At 61.1% G+C, this 20,662-nt stretch carries 17 protein-coding genes; 11 read left to right on the top strand and 6 right to left on the bottom strand.

Annotation, left to right across the window (positions count from 1 at the left end; translation table 11 throughout):
* Positions 1-589, top strand: a 589-nt coding sequence (locus tag VFO93_RS13370) for a GDSL-type esterase/lipase family protein (RefSeq protein ID WP_325134880.1), incomplete at its 5' end; no start/stop codon positions are given.
* A 14-nt stretch (positions 590-603) separates the two neighbouring features.
* Here the strand turns inward: VFO93_RS13370 and VFO93_RS13365 are convergent.
* Positions 604-3,105 carry an erythromycin esterase family protein gene (locus VFO93_RS13365; RefSeq protein WP_325134879.1) on the bottom strand — a complete coding sequence of 834 codons (2,502 nt, stop codon included), beginning with the start codon at positions 3,103-3,105 and terminating at the stop codon, positions 604-606.
* A gap of 169 nt (positions 3,106-3,274) precedes the next feature.
* On the opposite strand from VFO93_RS13365, the gene VFO93_RS13360 reads away from it, so the two are divergent.
* Positions 3,275-4,207, top strand: a complete 933-nt coding sequence (locus tag VFO93_RS13360) for an ADP-ribosylglycohydrolase family protein (RefSeq protein WP_325134878.1) — start codon at positions 3,275-3,277, stop codon at positions 4,205-4,207.
* Positions 4,208-4,260: 53 nt separating this feature from the next.
* Here VFO93_RS13360 and VFO93_RS13355 read toward each other — a convergent pair whose 3' ends face one another.
* The 3 genes from VFO93_RS13355 to glmM all read right to left on the bottom strand — a co-directional run bounded on the left by VFO93_RS13355 (position 4,261) and on the right by glmM (position 8,035).
* Complete coding sequence (locus VFO93_RS13355; RefSeq protein ID WP_325134877.1) at positions 4,261-5,295, bottom strand: ComEA family DNA-binding protein; 1,035 nt, start codon at positions 5,293-5,295, stop codon at positions 4,261-4,263.
* A gap of 115 nt (positions 5,296-5,410) precedes the next feature.
* Positions 5,411-6,553 (bottom strand): cysteine desulfurase family protein, encoded by a 1,143-nt coding sequence (locus tag VFO93_RS13350; protein ID WP_325134876.1) that lies wholly within the window; start codon positions 6,551-6,553, stop codon positions 5,411-5,413.
* A gap of 90 nt (positions 6,554-6,643) precedes the next feature.
* On the bottom strand, positions 6,644-8,035 hold the full coding sequence (gene glmM, locus VFO93_RS13345; protein ID WP_325134875.1) for a phosphoglucosamine mutase: 1,392 nt from the start codon (positions 8,033-8,035) through the stop codon (positions 6,644-6,646).
* A 142-nt stretch (positions 8,036-8,177) separates the two neighbouring features.
* On the opposite strand from glmM, the gene mazG reads away from it, so the two are divergent.
* From mazG to VFO93_RS13300, 9 genes are all read left to right on the top strand, one after another.
* Positions 8,178-9,020, top strand: a complete 843-nt coding sequence (gene mazG, locus VFO93_RS13340) for a nucleoside triphosphate pyrophosphohydrolase (protein WP_325134874.1) — start codon at positions 8,178-8,180, stop codon at positions 9,018-9,020.
* A gap of 284 nt (positions 9,021-9,304) precedes the next feature.
* Positions 9,305-10,189: a MotA/TolQ/ExbB proton channel family protein gene (locus VFO93_RS13335; RefSeq protein ID WP_325134873.1), complete on the top strand. Its 885-nt coding sequence runs from the start codon at positions 9,305-9,307 to the stop codon at positions 10,187-10,189.
* Positions 10,190-10,397: 208 nt separating this feature from the next.
* Positions 10,398-11,030 carry a biopolymer transporter ExbD gene (locus tag VFO93_RS13330; RefSeq protein WP_325134872.1) on the top strand — a complete coding sequence of 211 codons (633 nt, stop codon included), beginning with the start codon at positions 10,398-10,400 and terminating at the stop codon, positions 11,028-11,030.
* A gap of 72 nt (positions 11,031-11,102) precedes the next feature.
* Positions 11,103-11,591, top strand: coding sequence for a biopolymer transporter ExbD (locus VFO93_RS13325; RefSeq protein ID WP_325134871.1), 489 nt, complete (start codon positions 11,103-11,105; stop codon positions 11,589-11,591).
* Positions 11,588-12,439, top strand: coding sequence for a TonB family protein (locus VFO93_RS13320; protein WP_325134870.1), 852 nt, complete (start codon positions 11,588-11,590; stop codon positions 12,437-12,439). Before VFO93_RS13325 ends, VFO93_RS13320 begins: the two co-directional genes overlap by 4 nt.
* A gap of 187 nt (positions 12,440-12,626) precedes the next feature.
* Positions 12,627-13,475, top strand: coding sequence for an energy transducer TonB (locus VFO93_RS13315; protein WP_325134869.1), 849 nt, complete (start codon positions 12,627-12,629; stop codon positions 13,473-13,475).
* A 158-nt stretch (positions 13,476-13,633) separates the two neighbouring features.
* Entirely contained in the window at positions 13,634-13,900 is a 267-nt protein-coding gene (locus VFO93_RS13310; RefSeq protein WP_325134868.1) for a hypothetical protein, read from the top strand.
* On the top strand, positions 13,887-14,897 hold the full coding sequence (locus VFO93_RS13305) for a PstS family phosphate ABC transporter substrate-binding protein (protein ID WP_325134867.1): 1,011 nt from the start codon (positions 13,887-13,889) through the stop codon (positions 14,895-14,897). The genes VFO93_RS13310 and VFO93_RS13305 overlap by 14 nt, the downstream gene beginning before the upstream one ends.
* 74 nt (positions 14,898-14,971) lie before the next feature.
* Positions 14,972-16,597, top strand: a complete 1,626-nt coding sequence (locus VFO93_RS13300) for a tetratricopeptide repeat protein (RefSeq protein ID WP_325134866.1) — start codon at positions 14,972-14,974, stop codon at positions 16,595-16,597.
* Positions 16,598-16,664: 67 nt separating this feature from the next.
* On the opposite strand, the gene VFO93_RS13295 is transcribed toward VFO93_RS13300, so the two are convergent.
* Both VFO93_RS13295 and VFO93_RS13290 read right to left on the bottom strand, forming a co-directional pair.
* Positions 16,665-17,711 (bottom strand): RluA family pseudouridine synthase, encoded by a 1,047-nt coding sequence (locus tag VFO93_RS13295; protein WP_325134865.1) that lies wholly within the window; start codon positions 17,709-17,711, stop codon positions 16,665-16,667.
* Between the two features lie 132 nt (positions 17,712-17,843).
* Positions 17,844-20,468, bottom strand: a complete 2,625-nt coding sequence (locus VFO93_RS13290; protein ID WP_325134864.1) for an MGH1-like glycoside hydrolase domain-containing protein — start codon at positions 20,466-20,468, stop codon at positions 17,844-17,846.
* Positions 20,469-20,662 lie beyond the last annotated feature (194 nt).

Genomic DNA, 20,662 nt, shown 5'->3' with positions numbered 1-20,662 from the left:
GCGCCTGCCCGCCCCCACGGCCGCCCGGCCGCGGGTGGTGCTCATGGGCAATTCCATCACCGATTTCTGGCCTAAAAACGACTCCGCATTTTTTGCCAGCGGCCCTTACGAGCTTATCGGCCGGGGCATCAGCGGGCAGGTATCGGGGCAGATGCTGCTGCGCCTGTGGCCCGACGTTATCGCGCTGCAACCCAAGGCAGTCGTCATCCTAAGCGGGGCCAACGACATTGCCGAAAACGGCGGGCCCTACGACCAAACGGCTACGCTGCGCAACATCATGGCGATGGCCGAGCTGGCGCAGGCGCACGGCCTGCGGGTAGTGCTGTGCTCGGTGCTGCCGGCCTACGACTTCTGGTGGCGCAAGGGCTTGCAGCCGGCCCCTAAAATCGTGGCTCTCAACAAAGAAATCAAGGCCTATGCAGCCGCCCACCGCTTGGTGTACCTCGACTACCACGCCGCCCTGGCCGACGAGCGCCAGGGCCTGCCCGCCGCCCTCGCCCCCGATGGCGTGCACCCCAGCCTGGCCGGCTACCGCGTGATGGAGTCGCTGCTACTCAAGGCCGTAGCCGAGGCCCTGCGCCGCAAGTAAGCGGTAGTGCGGCTCTACGGCGCGGCCGTAGGCAGCACTACCTGGTAGGTATCCCAAAACTCAGGCCGGTAGGGCGCGTGAGCATCTACTTCGTAGATGGAGGTTTGCAGCACCTGCGGCTGCGTCAGGCTTACGCTGGTGGTTAGCAGTTCGTTTATTTCCCGGGTGCGGTGCTTTTCGTGGGTGGTCGCGCCCAGGTAGGTAGCACTGTTCTCGCGGCGGGCGTACTTGAGGAAGTAAATGCCCTTGCTGGCCTCGTACTGGTAGGTGTCGTGGTGGCGGCGGTACATGGTCACGGGCTCTGCGAAGCCCAGCCGGCGAAAGTCCTTCGGCTTGTCGTACTCGTGGGGGCGGCGCGTGGTAAATGCCTCGTACTTGACCAGGGCAAAGTTGTCGGTATCGACGTACAGCGTGCCCTCAAAGGCATCGGGGGCGGGGTAGGCGTAGGGCGTGGTGAAGGCGCTGGGGCTCAGGCACACAAAGCCGACTTCGTACACGGTGCGGTCGCCGAGCTGCGCCTGGCCTTTGAGGGTATACTGATATTTTTTAAAAACACTGCTTTCTAAGGGATTGCGGGTAGTCAGCACGGGGTCATCGCTCCACAGCAGCCAGTAGAGGGGCGGATTTTTGAAGTCGACGCTGGTAGAGTCGCCGGCCCGGCGCTGCTGGCGCAGTTGCAAGAAGCGGTTTTTGCTGGCGTGCTCCCAGCTGCCGCGCCGGTAGCCCTCCTGGTCGTAAAAATCGAGGGCCGCCTCCTGCTGCACTTGCAGCACGCTGTCGCGTAGGTACTGGCTGCGCGTGTAGAGCTGCATGCTGTGGGCCTGCTGCGGGTAGTTGGCAGCCAGGCGCTCGCCCACGCGCCGCACGATGGTTTCGACGCTGATGGGCGCGCGCACCTCCACCGTACCCAGCAAGTGGGCCTGCGGGGCTAGGCGCACGCGCAGCAGCTCGCTGGCCCCTACCCGGGCCACCGGCAGCCGCGCCGCGCCGTAGCCGAGGCTGGTAATTTGCACCGTATCGCGGGCGCGGTCGGCGGGCACAAACAGCACAAACGCGCCCCGCTCGTTGGTGACGGTGCCGCCCGGCGTGCCCCGCAGCCCCACGCTGGCAAAGGCAAGGGGCTGGTCGGTTTTAGCATCGCGCACCTCGCCCCGCAACTGCCGGCCGCCCACGGGCGCAGGCGCCACGCCCACGCCCTTCAAAGGCGTGGTGGGGTGCATGGTGCGGGTAAAAAACAGGCCGTCAAATATGTCGGCCCACGGCGCGCGCAGCGGCAAGTAGCCCATGGGCGCGGCGTAGTAGCGGCCGGCCGTGCCCCGCAGGTTGGCAAAGCCCCACTCGCAGCCTCGCTGGCTGAAGGCTGCTTCGGCGCTGGCGGGCGGCGGGGGCAGCACCTCGTGTAGCGAGGCCGCGTTGCCCACCTGGCCGTAGGTGCCCGTGTAGGCCACAAAACCCAGCGCGTAGACGGCCGCGCCAAGCTGCGCCTTCACGAGCTGGCCCATGGGCACGGCCCCGGTCAGCATTTCACGAGCCGAGGTCGAGTCTTGGCGCTGGGCCTTCGCCATGTGCCGCACGTAGCGGTCCGTAGTAGGGTCGTTGAGGTCAGCGGTCAGCAGGCGGTTGGCCAGGTGGAAGGAGGCCGCCCACACGATAATCTTGGGGTGCTCGGGCTGCCGGGCTAGGTACAGCAGGTTGTCGGCCATGAGGGCGTCGCGCCCGTTTTGCACCGGGCGAACTTGGCCGTGGTGCGCCGCCAGGGCATTGCGCATCGTGCCTTCGGCCGAGCGCAGCCACTGCCGCCAGAAAGCCACGCGCTCGGCCTGCCGGGGCGCGTGGGTGGCCAGGTAATTCAGCGAGCCCCGGGCGCGGGTCAGCCAGCGGGTCAGCCGCACGGTGTCGGCCGCGTGCCGGGCCTGCTGGCCAAAATCGCCCTGCGAAAGCTCGGCCAGCAGTTCCTTGGCCGGATAAAAATCGGTTTCGGCCCAGCGCGTGCGCGGGTCCTGGGCCAGAAAAGCGCGCAGCTCGGGCAGCAGCATTTCCTCAGTGTACTCGCCGCTTTGCTGGCAGTCGAAGCCGGCCAGCCGCAACCGGGGGTGCGTGTGCAGGTAGTCGGCCAGGCCCGCAAACTCGGCCGTGCCCGACCAGATGCGCTGGTACACGCAGTTCTGGAGCACCGCCAGCGCGGGCTTGCCGGCGGCCAGCTCGCGCCGGCCCTTGTCGAGCGCGTACATGTCGCCCTCGAAGGCCAGGGTATTGTAGCCCAGCGAGTCGTGCAGGTAGCGAATCAGGTCTACCTTGGCTTCAAACGTGGTGCCGTCGGCGTGCGTTTGCTCGCCTAGCATCACCACCCGCACCCCGCGTAGCGCCTGCCGCAGCGGGGCGTAGCTGGTCTGCGGCCCGGCGGGCAGGCACTGAATGGGCAAGGCCGGGGCCTGCGCCCGGGCGCGCGGCCCGCCGAGGCTACTCAGCAGCAGTAGTAACAGGGCCAGCTTTTTGGGGTAGTGAAGTAGGTTCATAGTAATGGGATGGTAGCCGGCCGCCGAATTGGGGAGGTGCCACAGTAGCTGATAAGGCAAAAAGGCCGGGCAATACTACAACGCTGATGCGGAAATGGCAGTATGTAATTTATTAAATAATAGACTTTTCTTCTAGTGGCCGACTAGTCGCAAGCTATATCATTTACCTATGTACAAGCACGAGCGATTAGCGGGCTGCATACTAGCCGGAGCCATTGGCGATGCCTGGGGCAGCGGCTACGAAAACCTACCTAAGCCCCGCGAGAGCAACACGTTTTACCTTCAGCCGCCATCTGTCAGCCGGCCTGCCTGGCAACTAACGGACGACACCCAGCTGACCCTAGTAACGTTGGAAGCCTTGTGCCAAGGGCCGCATCTCACGCCCGCGCAGCTTGCGGCAGCTCTGGCAAACGCTTACAGCCGTGGCTTACTCACCGGGCTTGGAGCAAGCACCTTAAAAGCGCTGCGCGAGCTACGGGCGGGCGGCGATTGGAGCCAGGCAGGGCGAGCCGGGGAATACGGGGCCGGCAATGGGGCGGCCATGCGAATAGCCCCCTTTGCCTTCTGGGGGCGGTATTCCCCGGCCGAGCTATCCGATTTTTGTCGCATCACCCACCACCACCCCGATGCCTATGCGGGAGCCTTGGCCGTGGTACTCGCCATCAGGGCTAGCATGGCGGGGCACTGGACGGGCACCGAGCCATTGCTGGCGCTGCTGCTACCCCAGATGCCCGATACCCGCGTGCGCGACCGGCTGCTGGAGATTCAGGCGCTGCCTGGTCAGCCCACCATCGCCGACGTGGCGCGCCTGGGCACGAGCGGCTATGTGGTCGACTCGGTACCCTTCGCCTTGTTTTGCGCGTCGCAGGTACCGCGCCTGGGGCTGCGGGCTATGCTGGCCGCTACCATCGCCGCCGGCGGCGACACGGATACCAATGCTTCCCTGGCCGGGCAGGTAGCGGGCGCATTATTGGGGCAGCAAGCTATTCCTGACGAGTTACCTAGCAAGCTCCGGCGCGTTGACGGGTACAACTGGTTGCAGCGGGTAGTAGCGATGGCACAGCAGTCGGTTGCGCCATTTACCAGCCAGCAAGAGGGCTAAGAACTCAGCTCATTTCACCTATCATCTACGCCGCAAAATGGCTTTTTAGCACACTATTCGCAGCGCACATACGGCCGCAATTTCACAAAGCTTTCCTCCTTCAAAATCTTAATCTGGCGTAAGTCCTCGGGCGTTTTGTACGGCCCGTGCTGCTTGCGGAAGGCCACGATGAGGCGGGCCAGCGGCTTGCCCACGTAGGGGTGCGGCCACAGCTCATCGAAGGTAGCGGAGTTGACATTCACCGTTTGCGGCACGAACCCGGGCGTCACGAACGTGTATTTGCGCAGGCTGTCCACGAGGTCGGGCGCGTCGCGCAATACGAATACATCGGCCAGCTGCGCCTCGTCCACGTAGCCGCCCAGCTCGTTGCGCCGAATGACTATCCACTTGGCCCGGCCTCGGCCGATGCCTTTTATCTGTTGCAGCTGCGTGGTATCGGCCTTATTGAGGTCGAAGGGCTGCAAGCGTGCTGGCTTGCGCGCCGGGCGGCTGGCACTGGCCGCGAAGGGCGTGCCCGCGCCGCCGCGAGCGGCGTAGTCGGGGCGGCCGGGCAGCGCATCGGGCAGTTGCATGAAGGGCGCGAGCCGCTGGTACACCGAATCGGGCAGGCCATAGATGCGCTGCACCTGCGCCTTGGCCTTGAAGCCGCCAGCTTTCTGCCCATAGTTTACGATGCGGCCGGCCACGAAGTGCGGCACGCCGCGCGCCTCCCAGTCGGTGGCGCTCAGCGCGTTGGGGTCGAAGGGCGCGAGCGCCACCTGCGGCACCGTAGGGTAGCGGCTGGCGCGCTCACCGCCGTAGCGGCGGCCCGCGTAGCGCTGCCGCTCTACCGAGTCGCTGATGGCCAGCCGGGCCGACAGGTCATCGGCCCAGCCGTTGAGTTGCTGCTGGTCGGCGGCTGGCAGGTACGTAGGGTCGGCCGGGCGCAGCAGCGGCGGCAGCAAGACGGCGCCCAGCATCAGCAGCAGGAGCAGCACCAGGCCGCGCGCCTCGGTACGCGAGAAGTTGACGTAGCGCCGTAGCCAGCGCCAGGCTACGGCCAGCCCCCAGGGCTGGCGTGGAGTGGGTGGCGGTGGGGTGGCGGGCATGGCGAGTAGCAAGCGCCGGCACAGCACCCGGCGCGGAGAAAGATGGAAAGCAAACCGGCCCGCGCATCTTCTCCCCTACTCCCCATGGCCGCCTAAAAGTAGCGCGCCGCGCGCCTTATTTCAACACCGGCTGGTAGAGCTTTACCAACTGCTCGGCGGCGTAGTCTACTTCGGCCTCGGTGTTCATCTTGCTCATCGAGAGGCGCACCGTAGGCCGGGCGACGTCGGCCCCGAGGGCCTCCAGCACGTGCGAGCCTACCTGCGCGCCGCTGGTACACGCCGAGCCACCCGAAGCGGCTACCTTACTGATGTCCAAGCTAAAGAGTAGCATTTCGCTCACCGGCGACGGCGGCAAGCTCACGCTCAATACCGTATAGAGGCTTTGGTCGGCCTCGGCCGAGAGGCCGTTAAACTGCACGTCGTCGATGCCCGCCCGCAACCGCTCGATGAAGCGACTTTTCAGCCCCTGCACGTGCTGCTGGTGCGCGGCCATGTCGCGGCAGGCAATTTCCAGCGCCTTGGCCAAACCCACGATGCCGTACACGTTTTCCGTCCCCGAACGCACGTTGCGCTCCTGCGAGCCGCCGTGAATGAGCGGGTCCACTTCTACCCCACCGCGCCGGTACAGGAAACCCACGCCTTTCGGGCCGTGAAACTTGTGCGCCGAGCCTACCAGAAAGTGGTTTTTGAGGTGCTGCACGTCGTGGCGGTAGTGGCCCATGGTCTGCACCGTATCGGTGTGGAATACGGCGTCGTACTTCGCGCAAAGCTCACCAATCGCCTCAATATCATTGAGGTTGCCCAGCTCATTATTGCCGTGCATGAGGCTCACGAAGGTGCGCGACTTGGTGGCCAGCAATTCTTCGAGGTGGCCGAGGTCGAGGCGACCCTGCGCGTCGTGGCGCAGGTAGGTCAGCTCGGTTTCGCCACTTTTGGCCAGCGCCTGCAAGGGGTGCAACACGGCGTGGTGCTCCAGGGGCGAGGTGATGGCGTGGCGCAAGCCCAGCGAGCGCACGCTGCCAAAAATGGCGTAGTTGTCGGCTTCGGTGCCGCCCGAGGTGAAGGTAATTTCACTCGGCGCGGCATTGATAAGCTGCGCCACGGTCTTGCGCGCTACTTCGATGGCCGAGCGCACCTGCCGCCCCGGCCCGTGTAGCGAGCTGGGGTTGCCGTAGTGCTGGCTCAGGTAGGGCAGCATGGCATCCAGCACTTCGGGGTCGAGGGGAGTAGTGGCGGCGTTGTCGAAGTAGGCGTGCATGGTTTTAGTGCTTAGTACTTGGTGCCTAGTGCTTGGCACTCAGTGCTCGTACTCTGATGATACTAAGCACTAGGCACCAAGCACTAAGCACTACTTAGAAATAATTTCCTTGATATCCGCGATAATCTTCTGGGCCAGGTGGTCGGCCGTGGCGTTGGAGTCCGACTCGGCGTAGATGCGAATGATGGGCTCGGTGTTGGACTTGCGCAAATGCACCCACTCCTTGCCGAACTCGATTTTGACGCCGTCAATCGTATTTATCGGCTGCTTGGCATAGCGCTGCTGCATCTGCACCAGCACTTGGTCGGTGTCGATGTCGGGTGTCAATTCAATCTTATTTTTCGAAATGAAGTAGTTCGGGTACGAGTTGCGCAGGCGGCTCATGGGCAGGCCCGACTTGGCCAGATGGCTCAAAAACAACGCGATACCTACCAACGAGTCACGGCCGTAGTGCAGCGCCGGGTAGATAATGCCGCCGTTGCCCTCGCCGCCGATGATGGCGTTGGTTTCCTTCATTTTGGTCACTACGTTCACCTCGCCCACGGCGGCGGCGGTGTAGGTGCCACCTTGCTTTTCGGTCACATCGCGCAGGGCGCGGGTGCTGCTGAGGTTGCTCACGGTGTTGCCGCCGCCATTCTCCTTCAGCACGTAGTCGGCCACGGCCACCAGCGTGTACTCTTCGCCGAACATTTCGCCGTTTTCGCTCACCAGGGCCAGGCGGTCCACGTCGGGGTCTACCACGATGCCAAGGTCAAAGCCACCTTTTTCGAGCACCTTGGCGATGTCGCGCAGGTTTTCGGGCAGCGGCTCGGGGTTGTGGGCAAAGTCGCCGGTGGGCTCGCAGTGCAGCTTTTCGATGGTCTCAACGCCCAGCGCCGTCAGCAGTTGCGGCACCGCGATGCCGCCCGTCGAGTTCACAGCGTCGACTACCACCCGGAAATTCTGCGCCCGAATAGCAGCCACGTCCACCAACGGCAACGCCAGAATGGCCTCTATGTGCTCGGCAATGGTCGTGTCGTCGGTACGGTAGCTGCCGAGCTTGGTCACGGGCGCGAAATCAAACGCCTCGCTATCGGCCAGCGCCAGCACCTGCTGCCCGTCTTTGTCGGAAATAAATTCGCCGGCCGCGTTCAGCAGCTTCAGCGCGTTCCACTGCTTGGGGTTGTGCGAGGCAGTGAGGATGATGCCGCCGGCCGCCTTGCGGGCGGGCACCACCATCTCCACGGTGGGCGTGGTCGAGAGGCCCAGGTCGAGCACGTCGAGGCCCAGGCCTTGGAGCGTGGCGGCCACGAGGCGACTCACCATGTCGCCCGAAAGGCGAGCATCGCGGCCGATAACAATTAGTTTGCTATCAGCATGTTGATTAACTATCCAGGTACCGTAGGCGGCGGCGTACTTTACTACGTCGAGCGGCGTCAGGCCCTGCCCGGCGGGGCCGCCGATGGTGCCGCGAATGCCGGAAATCGATTTTATGAGCGTCACAGTTCGTTTCTTTAGGGTGCAAAAGTAGCCTACCCCTCCTTTTTCTGTGCGCCGCCCCGGGCTAGCGTCGGGCTTGGGCGAGCTTACTTTTTGCGGGCTACGCTGGCAATGCGCCGGTTAGCCTTTCGTTATTAATCAGAATATGGAAAACTTACTGCTCGCCGCCGCCCGTCGCCCGGCCCAGCTCGAAGCCTTCGGCCGCCTGCTCGACGTGCTCAACCGCCTGCGCCAGGAGTGCCCCTGGGACAAAAAGCAGACCCTCGAAAGCCTGCGCCACCTCACTATCGAGGAAACCTACGAAATCAGCGACGCCATTCTGCGCCAGGATTTGCCCGACCTCCGCAAAGAGCTCGGCGACGTGATGCTGCACCTCGTGTTCTACGCTCGCATTGCGGCCGAACAAGGTGCCTTCGACATCGCCGACGTGCTCAACGCGCAGTGCGACAAGCTTATTTACCGCCACCCGCACATTTACGGCGATGCGCAGGCCGACGACGAAGACGCCGTAAAGCGCAACTGGGAGCAGCTCAAGCTCAAGGAAAAAGGCAACACCGGCGGCGTGCTCGGCGGCGTGCCTACCTCGCTGCCCGCGCTGGTAAAGGCCATGCGGATTCAGGAAAAAGCGCGCGGCGCGGGCTTCGACTGGGAAGACCCTGCCCAGGTGTGGCAAAAAGTGCAGGAAGAGCTGGCCGAATTTGGGGCCGAGTACGGCCACGGCCAGCCCGCTACCGATGCCGCCCAGGCCGAGCGCGCCGCCCAGGAGTTTGGCGATTTATTATTTTCGCTGGTCAATTTTGCCCGCTTCGCCGGCATCAACCCTGAGGAAGCGCTGGAGCGCACTAACCGCAAGTTTATCAATCGCTTTCAGTATTTAGAAAGCGCCGCTGCCCGCGCCGGCCAGCCGCTGGCTTCGCTCACGCTGGCCCAGATGGATGTGTATTGGGAAGAAGCCAAACGCCAGGCCCCTATTGCGCCTGCGGCCTAAACCTTCTGAGCAGGCTACCCGTTGGCAACTTCACATAAACTTTACATCTGGGCGGCGCGACCGCAAAAGCGAGCTTAGGCTCAGCTATTTTGCTTTTACTTTGTGTGGAAAGCTGCTCAAAAAAAATGTAAGTTGGCAGCGATTTTCCTGGCTTGGACGTAGATTCGGCCCCGGAAGCTAATTAGGCTTGCTGGCTGCATTTATTTCGCACCGGTAGCCAACCCTCTTTCCGTCTTACTTTTTTACCCTCAAACCAACCCCCACCTCCTACACTTCCCGGACACATGGAACAGAAAAATGCTGTAAACCCGAGCGCTCGGCCCAACACCCCGGCTGCTCCCAAGGCTGCCGCCCCCGCTCAGAGCAGCGGTGGTGCGTCGCTGTTCTCGGTTATCGCTATTATCGTGGCCTTCGTTCTTGCCGAACTGATTTTCCACTTCGTAATGGGCGCTGGTAGCCGCTTTAAAGGTGGCGTGAACACCAACGACCCCCTGCCCGGCGACTACCTGGCTACTATGTACAAAGGTGGCGTTATCGTACCGTTCCTGATAACCATGTTCCTGTGCGTTATCATCTTCGCCGTAGAGCGTGCGCTCACCATCTCGAAGGCCAAAGGCAGCAAGAGCATCGAGTCGTTTGTACGCTCGGTACGTCAGCGCCTGAACGCCAACGACATCAGCGGTGCCATTGCCCTCTGCGACCAGCAGAAAGGCTCGGTAGCCAACGTAGTACGCGCCGGCCTGAAAAAATACCAGGAAATGGGTGCTGAGCACACGATGAACACCGACCAGCGCGTGCTGGCCATCCAGAAAGAAATCGAAGAAAGCACCGCCCTGGAGCTGCCGATGCTGGAGAAAAACCTGGTTATCATCTCGACCATCGCTTCGGTAGCTACCCTGACGGGTCTGCTCGGCACGGTATTCGGCATGATTAAGGCGTTCGCGGCACTGGCCCAGGCTGGTAACCCCGACGCTACCGCCCTGGCTTCGGGTATCTCGGAAGCACTTATCAACACGGCACTCGGTATCGGTACGTCGGCTCTGGCCATCGTGGGGTATAACTACTTCACCAGCAAGATTGACGAGCTGACGTACAGCATCGATGAGGCTGGCTTCAGCATCATCCAAACCTTCGCCGCTCAGCACGGCTCGAAAGGTCAGGAGTCGTAGGCTATTGGCACAAAAAGCGGGGTAGCGGCGTTCGGCTGCCGCTACCCCAAACTTTTTTTAAGCCAAGTGTGTGGAATAACGCAAGCAGCGGCATCAGTACTACTGAGCGGCTCCCGTCCCCCTCGCGTGGGGGCAGCCCGCTGATGGTACCACTTCGCAGCCCCCTAGCTTCCATGCCTTGGCCCGCCACCTTTAACATCTTCTGGCAATGCCTAAAGTAAAACCGCACCGTACCTCGCCATCGCTCGACATGACGCCGATGGTAGACCTGGCCTTCCTGCTGGTTACATTCTTTATGTTGACCACGCAGTTTCGCCCCGAGGATGCCGTAGTCGTTGACCCCCCGTCTTCGACCTCCGACCTCCGCAACCCCGACAGCGACGTGCTGACGCTGACCATCGACGACAAAAAGCGCGTGTTCTTTGGCTTCGATAAAGCAGCCGTAAAAGAAGAAGCCCTGAAGTCGATGGGCCTCAAGTACAACGTGAGCTTCACCAAGCAGCAGATAGCGCAATTCCGCAACATCAATAGCATTGGGGTGCCGATTAAGCAACTGGGCTCGTACCTGAACCTGAGCGGCGAAGAACGCAAGGAAATCAACCCGACGCTGGCTGGTATTCCTTACGACTCGCTCAACAACCAGATGATTGACTGGGTACAAGGTGCCCGTCAGGCCAACCTCAACCTTTTCAGCAAGCAGAGCTTTATCTCCATCAAAGGCGACGGCGCGGCCGACGTGCAAACGGTGCAGAAAGTAATCAGCGAGTTGCAAAAGGCGAACATCAACCGCTTTAACCTCGTCACCAGCCTGGAGGGCAAACCCACCGCGGCTGCTGAATAACCCGCTCAACCAATGGCAGAAATCCAACAAAAGGGCGACTCCGGTAAGGGAGGCAAGAAACGGGCAAAGAAAATGTCGACCAAAATCGACATGACGCCCATGGTGGACCTTGCCTTCCTATTGTTGACCTTCTTCATGCTCACCACCACCTTCGCCAAGCCCAACGTGCTGCAATTGCAGATGCCGGCTAAGGTGAAAGACAAGGAGCTGAACACGAAAATTAAAGAGTCGGAAGCTATGACGGTTATCCTGGCCCCCGACGACAAGGTGTTCTACTACTTCGGCCTCAACTCGCCTAAGGACCCCACAGTGGCAGTACCTAAGGTTGAGGTAACCGACTTCTCGGCCAACGGCATCCGCAAAGTATTGCTGACCCGCAAGCAGCAGGTGCCCAAGCTCACCATCCTCATCAAGGCCTACGCCGACGGCGACAAGCATGCCAAGTATAAGGACATGGTGGACATCCTGGACGAGATGAATATCACCGACCAGTCGCGCTACGCGCTGGTCGACATCAGCAAGGACGACGTAGACCTCATTAAAAAGCAGAACCTGTTATGATGGACAACGCGCAGCTAGCCAAGGCTAGCTTAAATGACATCGTATTTGAGGGGCGTAACAAGGCCTACGGAGCTTACCACCTGCGGCGCATCTACGGGCGGCACGTTACGCGGGCCCTCATTATTGGGGCCTTCTTCCTGGGCTTGCTGGTAATCATCCCGGCAGTAGCCAAGTATCTGGAAGAGCGCAAGCCGAAAGAAGAGCTGAACCTTAAAGAGAACAAGCTCATCGACGCGCCGCCGCTGGACAACACCCAGCCGCCGCCCCCGCCGCCGCCGCCCGCCAGCACCCCTCCGCCCCCCCCGCCGCCCGAGCCGCCCAAGGTGAACGCTATCAAGTTCACCCCGCCTGAGGTAGCCAAGGACAAGGAAGTGCGCCAGGAAGAGGACGTGCCGGATGTGAAGGAGATTAAAGACCAGAACATCGGCGTGAAAACCGTAAAAGGTGGCCTGGACGAGGCCCCCGACCTGAGCGGCCTGAGCGGCGAAGGCAAAGCCGCTGCCCCGGTAGCCGAAGTAGTAGAAGACAAAGTCTACACCTACGTAGAGCAAATGCCTTCACTGCCCGGTGGTGGTGGCCAGCAAGCTATCGTAAACGCCATTCAGAAAGCCTTCCGCTACCCGGCGGCCGACTTGCGCAACCAGATTGAAGGTCGCGTATTCGCCAAGTTTACCGTAGACGAAAACGGTGGCCTCACCGACGTAGAAGTAGTGAAAGGCCTCAGCGGTACGATTGATGCCGAAACCATCCGCGCCATTAAGACGCTGCCCAAGTTTATCCCGGGTAAGCAGAACGGCCGGGCAGTGAAAGTATCGTTCACCGTGCCGATTTCGCTGAAGATTCAATAAGGTAGCCTGGCTACTAGCCTTAAAAGCCCTGAGTGCGCTGCATTCGGGGCTTTTTGTTTTAGTAAGTAAATATTCCCTAAATAATTACGGGAATTACAGTTGGGGCTTGTGGAAAAAAGAGGATAGTAGCATCAAAGAAATGACTGGTGGCCACCGGCTTTTCCTTCACTTCTTCTCCCTTCTTCTTATGTCTTTGCTCCCGACTGTTTTCCCAGCCTCGCTCGACGACCTGGTTTTTGAAGGCCGCAACCGGGCCTACGGCGCTTACCAGCTGCGCCAAGCTTATAACAGCCACATGCGCAAAGGGCTGGGTGCCATGCTGGGGCTGTGCGCCTTGCTGGCCTTCGGCAGCATTGCCTGGCAGCAGCACCAAGATGCTATTTCGTACCCCACGGTATCTAAGCCAGTGTTGGCCCAGCCAATAGCCCCGCCCACTTACGTAGCGGAAGCACCCAAACCGGCCGCGCCGCCCGCCGCCCGCCCAGCGGCGGCCACTGTGCATGTCACGGCCACCCAGCCTACCCAAATAGCTAAGGACGAGCAGGTAGTGGCGAAGCCCGAAACGCCCGCCGAAATAACGGAAGTGCCACCTGGGCTGGTGGCCACTACCGGCCCGGCTACGGCCGGCGAGGTCGGCGGCTCGGCTACCGGAGTTGTCGGCGGCACTGGCACGACCGAGGCGGGTAGCGAAGGTGGCACCGGCGAGGGCGCAGCCGTGGCCGGCACCTACGTGGTAGTGGAGAAGATGCCCGAGTTTGTGGGCGGCATGGATGCCCTGATGCGCTACCTGCGCAGCCACTTGCGCTACCCAAGCGCGGCCTTGCGCGAGCAGGCCGAGGGCCGCGTGTTCGTGAGCTTCGTGGTGCAGGCCGATGGCACCATTGCCGACATCACCGTACCCAAAGGCTTGGGTTTTGGGCTCGATGAGGAGGCCCAGCGCGTGGTGCGCCAAATGCCCGCCTGGACGCCTGGCCGCCAGAGCAACCACGCGGTGCCGGTGCGCTTTACCCTGCCCATTACCTTTAAGATACAGTAGCTTAGGCGCGGGGCGAATAGGATTAAAAGCCGGCTCATTAGGAGAAGCCGGCTTTTTTGCCCTTTTTTGCAGTCTAGTGTCAAGCTTCCCGGCCAAACCGCCCGAACATTTTGCCCCCCGGCCTCTGTTACCAAGGGCAACTTTCTTTTTCACTACCCATGCGCGATAGCTTCACCGAAGAGCGGCTCGGCCCCCCGCAGCAACCCGTGCGGCTGTTTAATCTGCTGCGCGCGCTCGGCTACCTGGCCCTCGGGGGCTGGCTGCTGTACACCGCCGACCGCCCCATGGCGGCCAATGCCATGCTGCACCTAAGCACCAAAGCGCGCCTTATTTTGGGCGGCATTCTGGTACTGTATGGCATTGTGCGCCTAGTGCGTGCCTTTCCCTCTAACTCTCGTAAATCCCGGCCCGATGACCTTAGCTAATTTTTCGGCCCCTGGCAGCCGCCTTTTGCTGGGTGGGCTGCTACTAGCGGCTGGCTTGCTGCCTGGCTGCGGCGGCGCTGGCGGCCAGGGCGAGCCCACCGACACCGCCACCAGCGGCCACGTCGCCATCAGCGTTGATGAAACGTTTGCGCCCATTCTGGAGTCGCAGGTCGATACGTTTCAAAAGCTTTATACTGATGCGCATGTCAAGGCTTTCTACCAGCCCGAAGACAGCGTGATGCTGGCCTTGCTTAACGACAAGGTGAAGCTAGCTGTGGTGACGCGTGAACTCAACGAGGCCGAAAAAGCCGAACTGACCAAGCAAACCATGACGCCGGTTGTAACGCACGTCGGCATCGATGGCTTGGCCATCATCCTGCACCCTTCTAACCCCGACTCGCTGCTAACCGTGGCGCAACTGCGCAGCATCTTCAGCGGCCAGACTACTAGTTGGAAGCAGCTGGGCGGCAAGTCGAAGCTGGGCGACATCAACGTGGTGTTCGACGCCAACCGCAGCAGCACGCTGCGCTTCGTGCGCGACTCGCTGCTGCGCGGGCAGGAACTTACCAAGCGCGTGTTCGCGGCCAAGTCCAACCCCGAGGCGCTGGCCTACGTGGCGGCCCACCCGGCGGCCGTGGGCGTGGTGGGCGTCAACTGGGTATCGGACCACGACGACCCCACCGTGACGAGCTTTCTGAAAACGGTGCGGGTAGCCTCCATCACGGCGCGGCCCAACCCTACCAAGGATGATTTTATTCCGCCGCTGCCGCGCTACCTGGCCCCCTACACGCCCGAGCAGCTGAAAGCCAACAGCGATTTGCAGCGCTACCCGTTGCAACGCAATATCTACCTCATCAACCGCGAGGCGCGCACCGGACTTGGCTCGGGTTTTGCATCTTTTGTGGCCGGACAGAAAGGTCAGCTTATTTTCTATAAATCAGGCCTCCTACCCGCCAAAATGCAGGCTCGCATCATCACCACTCAAAAAAACGATTGAACTACTAAGCTGGCATTCGCGTAGTTCACCTGTTGTTTATTTCTCACCCTGACCCTTCTTTTTTTCTTTCGCTTATGACTTTCAAGCCCTGGAAACCGCTGTTGCTGACCGCCATTACGCTGGGGGCCGCTGCTACGGCTGCCTCTGCCCAAGACATTGCCGCCGCCCAAAAAGCCATCGAACTGGAGCGCTACAACGAGGCGAAAGGTATGCTGCGCAACGCCAGCACGCCGGAAGCCAGCTACGAAATGGGTCGCCTCTACCAGATGCGCGACCTCGATGATTCGGCCGCTATCTACTTTAACAAAGCAGCCGGCCCCACGCCCTTCGGGCAGGTAGCCGCCGGCCGCGCCGCCCTGGTAAAAGGCCAGGAAGATGCCGCCGCTACCTCGTTTGACGCGGCTGCTAAAGCCACCAAAAACAAGGACGCTAAAATCCTGACGCTGATTGCGCAGGCATACGGCGAAGCTGACAAGGTAAAGAACACCGAAAAAGCGCTCACCTACGTGAACGCCGCTCAAACAGCGAATAAAGGCAAGGACGAGCCCGCCCTGATGGTGGCGCGCGGCGAAATCTACCTGAACAATGATAACGGCGGCGGCGAGGCCATGACCAGCTTCGAACGCGCTACCATGGCCAACCCCAATTACACCCAGGCTTACTACAAAAGAGGTGAGTTGAACGTGCGCAGCCGCAACGCCAAGGAGGCCATCACGAACTTGGAGAAAGCTATTCAGCTGGAGCCTAACTACGCGCCGGCCTACAAAGAGCTGGCCGAGATGTACTTCTACGCCCAGCAGTACGATAAGGCTCTCAGCACTTTTGAGAAATTTCGCCAGGTAGCCGAGCCCTCGACCAACACGCAGATTGAGTACGCCTCGTTTCTGTACCTGACCAAGAAGTTTCCCGAAGCCCTGACGGAAATAAACGCGGTGCTGGCCAAAGAGCCTAACAACGTGACGATGAACCGCCTGAAGGCTTACACGCTGTACGAAACCAGCGACTACGCCGGTGCCGCCACCGCGATGGAAAACTACATGCGCATGGCCCCGGCCGATAAAATCATCGCCGACGACTACGCGTACCAGAGCCGCATTCTGGGCAAAATCAACAAGCCCCAGGAGTCGCTGGTAGCCATCAACAAGGCTATCGAGTTGGCCCCGGCCAGCAAAAAGGCTGATTTTGAAGCTGAGAAAACCAAAATTCAGCTGATGAATAAGGACTATTCGGGTGCGCTGAAAGCCCTTGAGGATAAAGCCCGCACCGGCGACCTTGCCGACCAATACCGTCTAGCCGCTGCTTATGGCTCGGCCAAGCAATACACGCGGGCCGATAGCGTGTTCAATATCATCAATACGGCTAAGCCCGATTACGTGCCGGCATACATTGCCCGCGCCAAGGTCAACACCTCTATCGATGCTGATGGCAGCAAAGGCTTGGCCAAGCCCTACTACGAGAAGTACATCGAACTAGGTAGCGCCGACCCGGCCAAGTATAAGGCAGGGCTTGTAGAGTCGTATGACTACTTGGGCGCTTACTACGCGCAGAAAAACGACAAGGCTTCGGCCAAGACGAACTTCGAGAAAGCGCTGGCCATCGACCCCACTGATGACTTCGCTACAAAGTCGCTGAAAATCATTAACGGCGCTTCGACCCCAGCCAAAAAGCCAGCCGCCAAGCCGGCTCCCAAGAAGAAGTAAGCCTTCCTTTTAACTCAAAAAGCCCCGCTACGCAGTGCGTAGCGGGGCTTTTTGAGTTTTATGCTTTCTACTGGCTGTCGCGCCATGCCTGCCACTTGGCCAGCGCGGCGCTGAAATCTTCGGGTAGCTCGGCTTCAAAAAACATTTTCTCGCCGGTGCGCGGATGCACAAAGCCCAGCGAGCGGGCGTGCAGCGCCTGCCGGGGCAGCGTGGCAAATACGCCTTCCACAAACGACTTGTACGCGCCCGTATTCTGTCCCGAGCGGATGCGGTCACCGCCGTAGGTGGCATCCGAGAAGAGCGGATGGCCGATGTACTGCATGTGCGCCCGAATCTGGTGGGTGCGGCCGGTTTCGAGGCGGCATTCGAGTAGCGTCACGGGGCCGTAGCGCTCCAGCACGCGGTAGTGCGTCACGGCGTGCTTGCCTTGGTCGCCATCGGGGTACACGGCCTGCACCTTGCGGTCGCGCAGGCTGCGGCCGATGTGGCCGCGCACGGTGCCCTGGTCGTCGTCGAACTTGCCCCAGGCCAGGGCCAGGTAGCTGCGCTCGATGGTATGGTAAAAAAACTGCTGCGAGAGGTGCGTCATGGCCGCCTCTGTTTTGCCGATGACGAGCAGGCCCGACGTGTCCTTGTCGATGCGGTGCACCAGGCCGGGGCGGATTTCGCCGTTGCGGCCGGTGGGCAGGTTGGCGAGGTGATAGGCCAGGCCGTTGACGAGCGTGCCCTCCCAGTTGCCGAAGGCGGGGTGCACGACCATGCCGGCGGGCTTGTTCACGATGAGCAGTTCGGCATCCTCGTAGCGAATGTCGAGGTCCATCTGCTCGGGCTCAACCTTGCCGGTGCGCGGCGGCTCGGGCAGCGTGATGGTGATGGTGTCGGCGGGCCGGATGCGGTAGCTGGCCTTGGTGGGCCGGCCGTTCACCTGCACCGTTTCGGCCTCGATGGCGGCCTGAATTTTGGTGCGCGAGGCATTGGCCAGCCGGTTCAGCAGAAACTTGTCGATACGCAGCAGTTCCTGGCCCCTATCGACCACGATGCGGTGGTGCTCGTAGAGTTCATCGCCTTCGCCGGTTTCGTCGTCGTCGGGGTCTGGGGCGGTGTTGGGAAGCATATTCATATTGGATTAAAATTTCGCGCAGTGTTGCGCAGGGTTAAAGCGCAGTGTCTCGCAGTGTTTTTCTAACTGACACTGCGGAACCCTGCGCTTTAACCCTGCGCAACACTGCGCGAAATTTATTATACTTTATCCTTTCTGCTGCAACAGCTTCGCAATCAAGCCCGTCCAACCCGTCTGGTGGCTGGCACCGAGGCCGTGGCCATCGTCGCCGTGGAAGTACTCGTGGAAGAGGATGTTGTCGCGGAAATGCGGGTCGGTTTGCAGCAGCTTGCTATCGCCGAAGGCCGGGCGGTGACCGTTTTCGTCCTTGAGCAGCAGCTTATTAAGGCGGCCGGCCAGCGCGTCGGCTATCTCGTTCAGCGTCATCAGCTTGCCCGAGCCAGTCGGGTATTCTACCTTGAAGGAATCGCCGTAGTAGGCGTAGAAGCGCTGCAACGACTCCACAATCAAGAAGTTAATCGGGAACCACACCGGGCCGCGCCAGTTGCTATTGCCCCCGAACATTGAGGAGTCGGACTCGCCGGGGATGTACTGCACCACGAAGTCAGTTTTGCCGGCGCGGTACACGTAAGGGTGCTCGTCATGGTAGCGCGATAGGGCGCGAATGCCATATTCCGATAGAAACTCGCTCTCGTCCAGCATCCGGCGCAGCAGCGCCTTGAGGCGGCTGCGGCGCAAGAGGCTCAGCAGGTGGCGGGCACCCTTGCCGGGCTCCTGCCAGCGCGACACCAGCGGCGCGAGGTGCGGCCGATTGGTGACCAGCCACCACGCCCGGCGGGCAAACAGCGGCATGGCGTCCAGCAATTCGTCGTCAATAATCTCGACCGCGAACAGCGGAATCAGCCCCACAATGGAGCGCACCTTGAGCTTGGTGCGCACATTATCAGGCGTGTGCAGCACGTCGTAGTAAAACTGGTCCTCGTCGTCCCAGAGGTTGAATTTGCCGTCGCCGCCGCGCGTCATGGCCTCCGCGATGTAGAGGAAGTGCTCGAAGAACTTGCCCGCCATTTCCTGGTACACCGGGTTTTGCTTGGCCAGCTCCAGCGCCATCCGCATGAGGTTGAGGGCGTACATGGCCATCCAGCTGGTGCCATCGCTCTGCTCGATGTGGCCGCCCGTGGGCAGCGGGGCCGAGCGGTCGAACACCCCGATGTTATCCAAGCCCAAAAAGCCGCCCTCGAAGATGTTGCGCTCGCTTTTGTCTTTGCGGTTTACCCACCACGTAAAGTTGAGCACCAGCTTGTGGAACACCCGCTCCAGAAAGTCGAGGTCGCCCTTGCCGTCGCGGCGCTTTTTGTCCATCTGGTACACGCGCCAGGTGGCCCAGGCGTGCACCGGCGGGTTCACGTCCGAGAAATTCCACTCGTAGGCCGGGAGTTGGCCGTTGGGGTGAAGGTAGCGGTCCTTGGTGAGCAGGCGCAGCTGGTTTTTGGCGAATTCTGAGTCCACCATCGCCAGCGGAATGCAATGGAAGGCCAAATCCCAGGCCGCGTACCAGGGGTACTCCCACTTGTCGGGCATCGAGATGAGGTCGGCGTTGTGCAGGTGCCGCCAGTTGGCGTTGCGGCTTTGGCGGCGCTGGGCCGAGGGCGGCGGCATGGCGGGGTCGCCGTCGAGCCACTGCGTCACGTCGTAGTAGTAGTACTGCTTGCTCCATAGCATGCCGGCGAAGGCCTGGCGCTGCACGTTGCGGGCGTCGTCGTTGGTGAGCGGGGCCTGCACGCAGGCGTAAAACTCGTCGGCCTCGCGCTGGCGGTCAGCCATCTGCTGGTCAAATTCGGCGAAGGGCTCGGCCAGCTCGGCCCGGCCCAGGCGCACGCGCACGGTGCGCGACTGCCCGCCCGGCACGCTCAGGTCGTACTGGGCGGCCATTTTGGTACCGCGCTGCTTCGGGTTGATGGCGTGGGTGCGGCCTTCCACCACGTAGTCGTTAATACCGTCTTTGAAGTACAGCCCCTCGCCCGGCAGGCCGTAGAGGCGCGGGCCGTTGCTGTCGTTTTCGCAGAACAGCAGCGGCGCATTTACCTCCGAGTAGAAGTAATAGCGGCCCATGTCGCGGTGCTCGACCTCGACCTTGCCAGGAGCCACCCGCGTCAGCGAAGGGCGGTAGTCGTCGTAGCCCCAGCCCCAAGTGTTCCTAAACCACAGCTGCGGCAGCACCTGCACGTCGGCCTTGCGGCCGCTGCGGTTGTGCACGGTTATTTGCAGCAGCAGGTCTTCGGGGCCGGTTTTGGCGTATTCGATGAAGACGTCGAAGTAGCGATTGTCGTCAAAAATACCCGTGTCCAGCAGCTCGTACTCCGGCTCCAGGCGGCTGCGCTTGGCGTTCTGCTTCACCAGCTTGCCGTAAGGAAACTTGCGTTGCGGGTACTTGTACAGCATTTTCTGGTACGAGTGCGTGGGCGTGCTGTCGAGGTAGTAGTACAGCTCCTTCACGTCTTCGCCGTGGTTGCCCTGGCCGTTGGTCAGGCCAAAGAGGCGCTCTTTCAGCTGGTTGTCCTTGCCGTTCCAGAGGCCCACGTTCATACACAGCAGCTGCTGGTCGTCGCTAAAGCCACCCAGGCCCTCTTCGCCCCAGCGGTAGGCATAGGAGCGCGCAATGTCGTGAAACACGTGGTCCCAGGCGTTGCCGTGGTGGCTATAGTCTTCGCGTACCGTGCCCCACTGCCGCTCGGTGAGGTAGGGCCCAAATTTCTTCCAGTGTACCGCCAGCGAGTCGCTCTCAGCCAGGCGTCGTTGTTCGTGCGTCATTGTTGCTAAAAACCCCATCAATAGAGCGTTACCGGCTCCCCTACGTAATATTTTCTAAAAAAAGCTTTCTCAAAATTACAAGCTTCTGCTTATCACTTCGCTATCTATCGTACACAGCAGGTAATTATTCATTTCTATATATGCCAAAAAAGCCGAGGCGGCGAGCCTCGGCTTTTCGGATGGCGGGGTAGGCC

This window comes from Hymenobacter sp. (genome assembly GCF_035709525.1).
In the GTDB taxonomy this organism is placed as follows: Bacteria; Bacteroidota; Bacteroidia; order Cytophagales; family Hymenobacteraceae; genus Hymenobacter.
The sequence above is the reverse complement of the archived record's forward strand: the minus strand, read 5'-3'. Positions and strand labels throughout refer to the sequence as shown.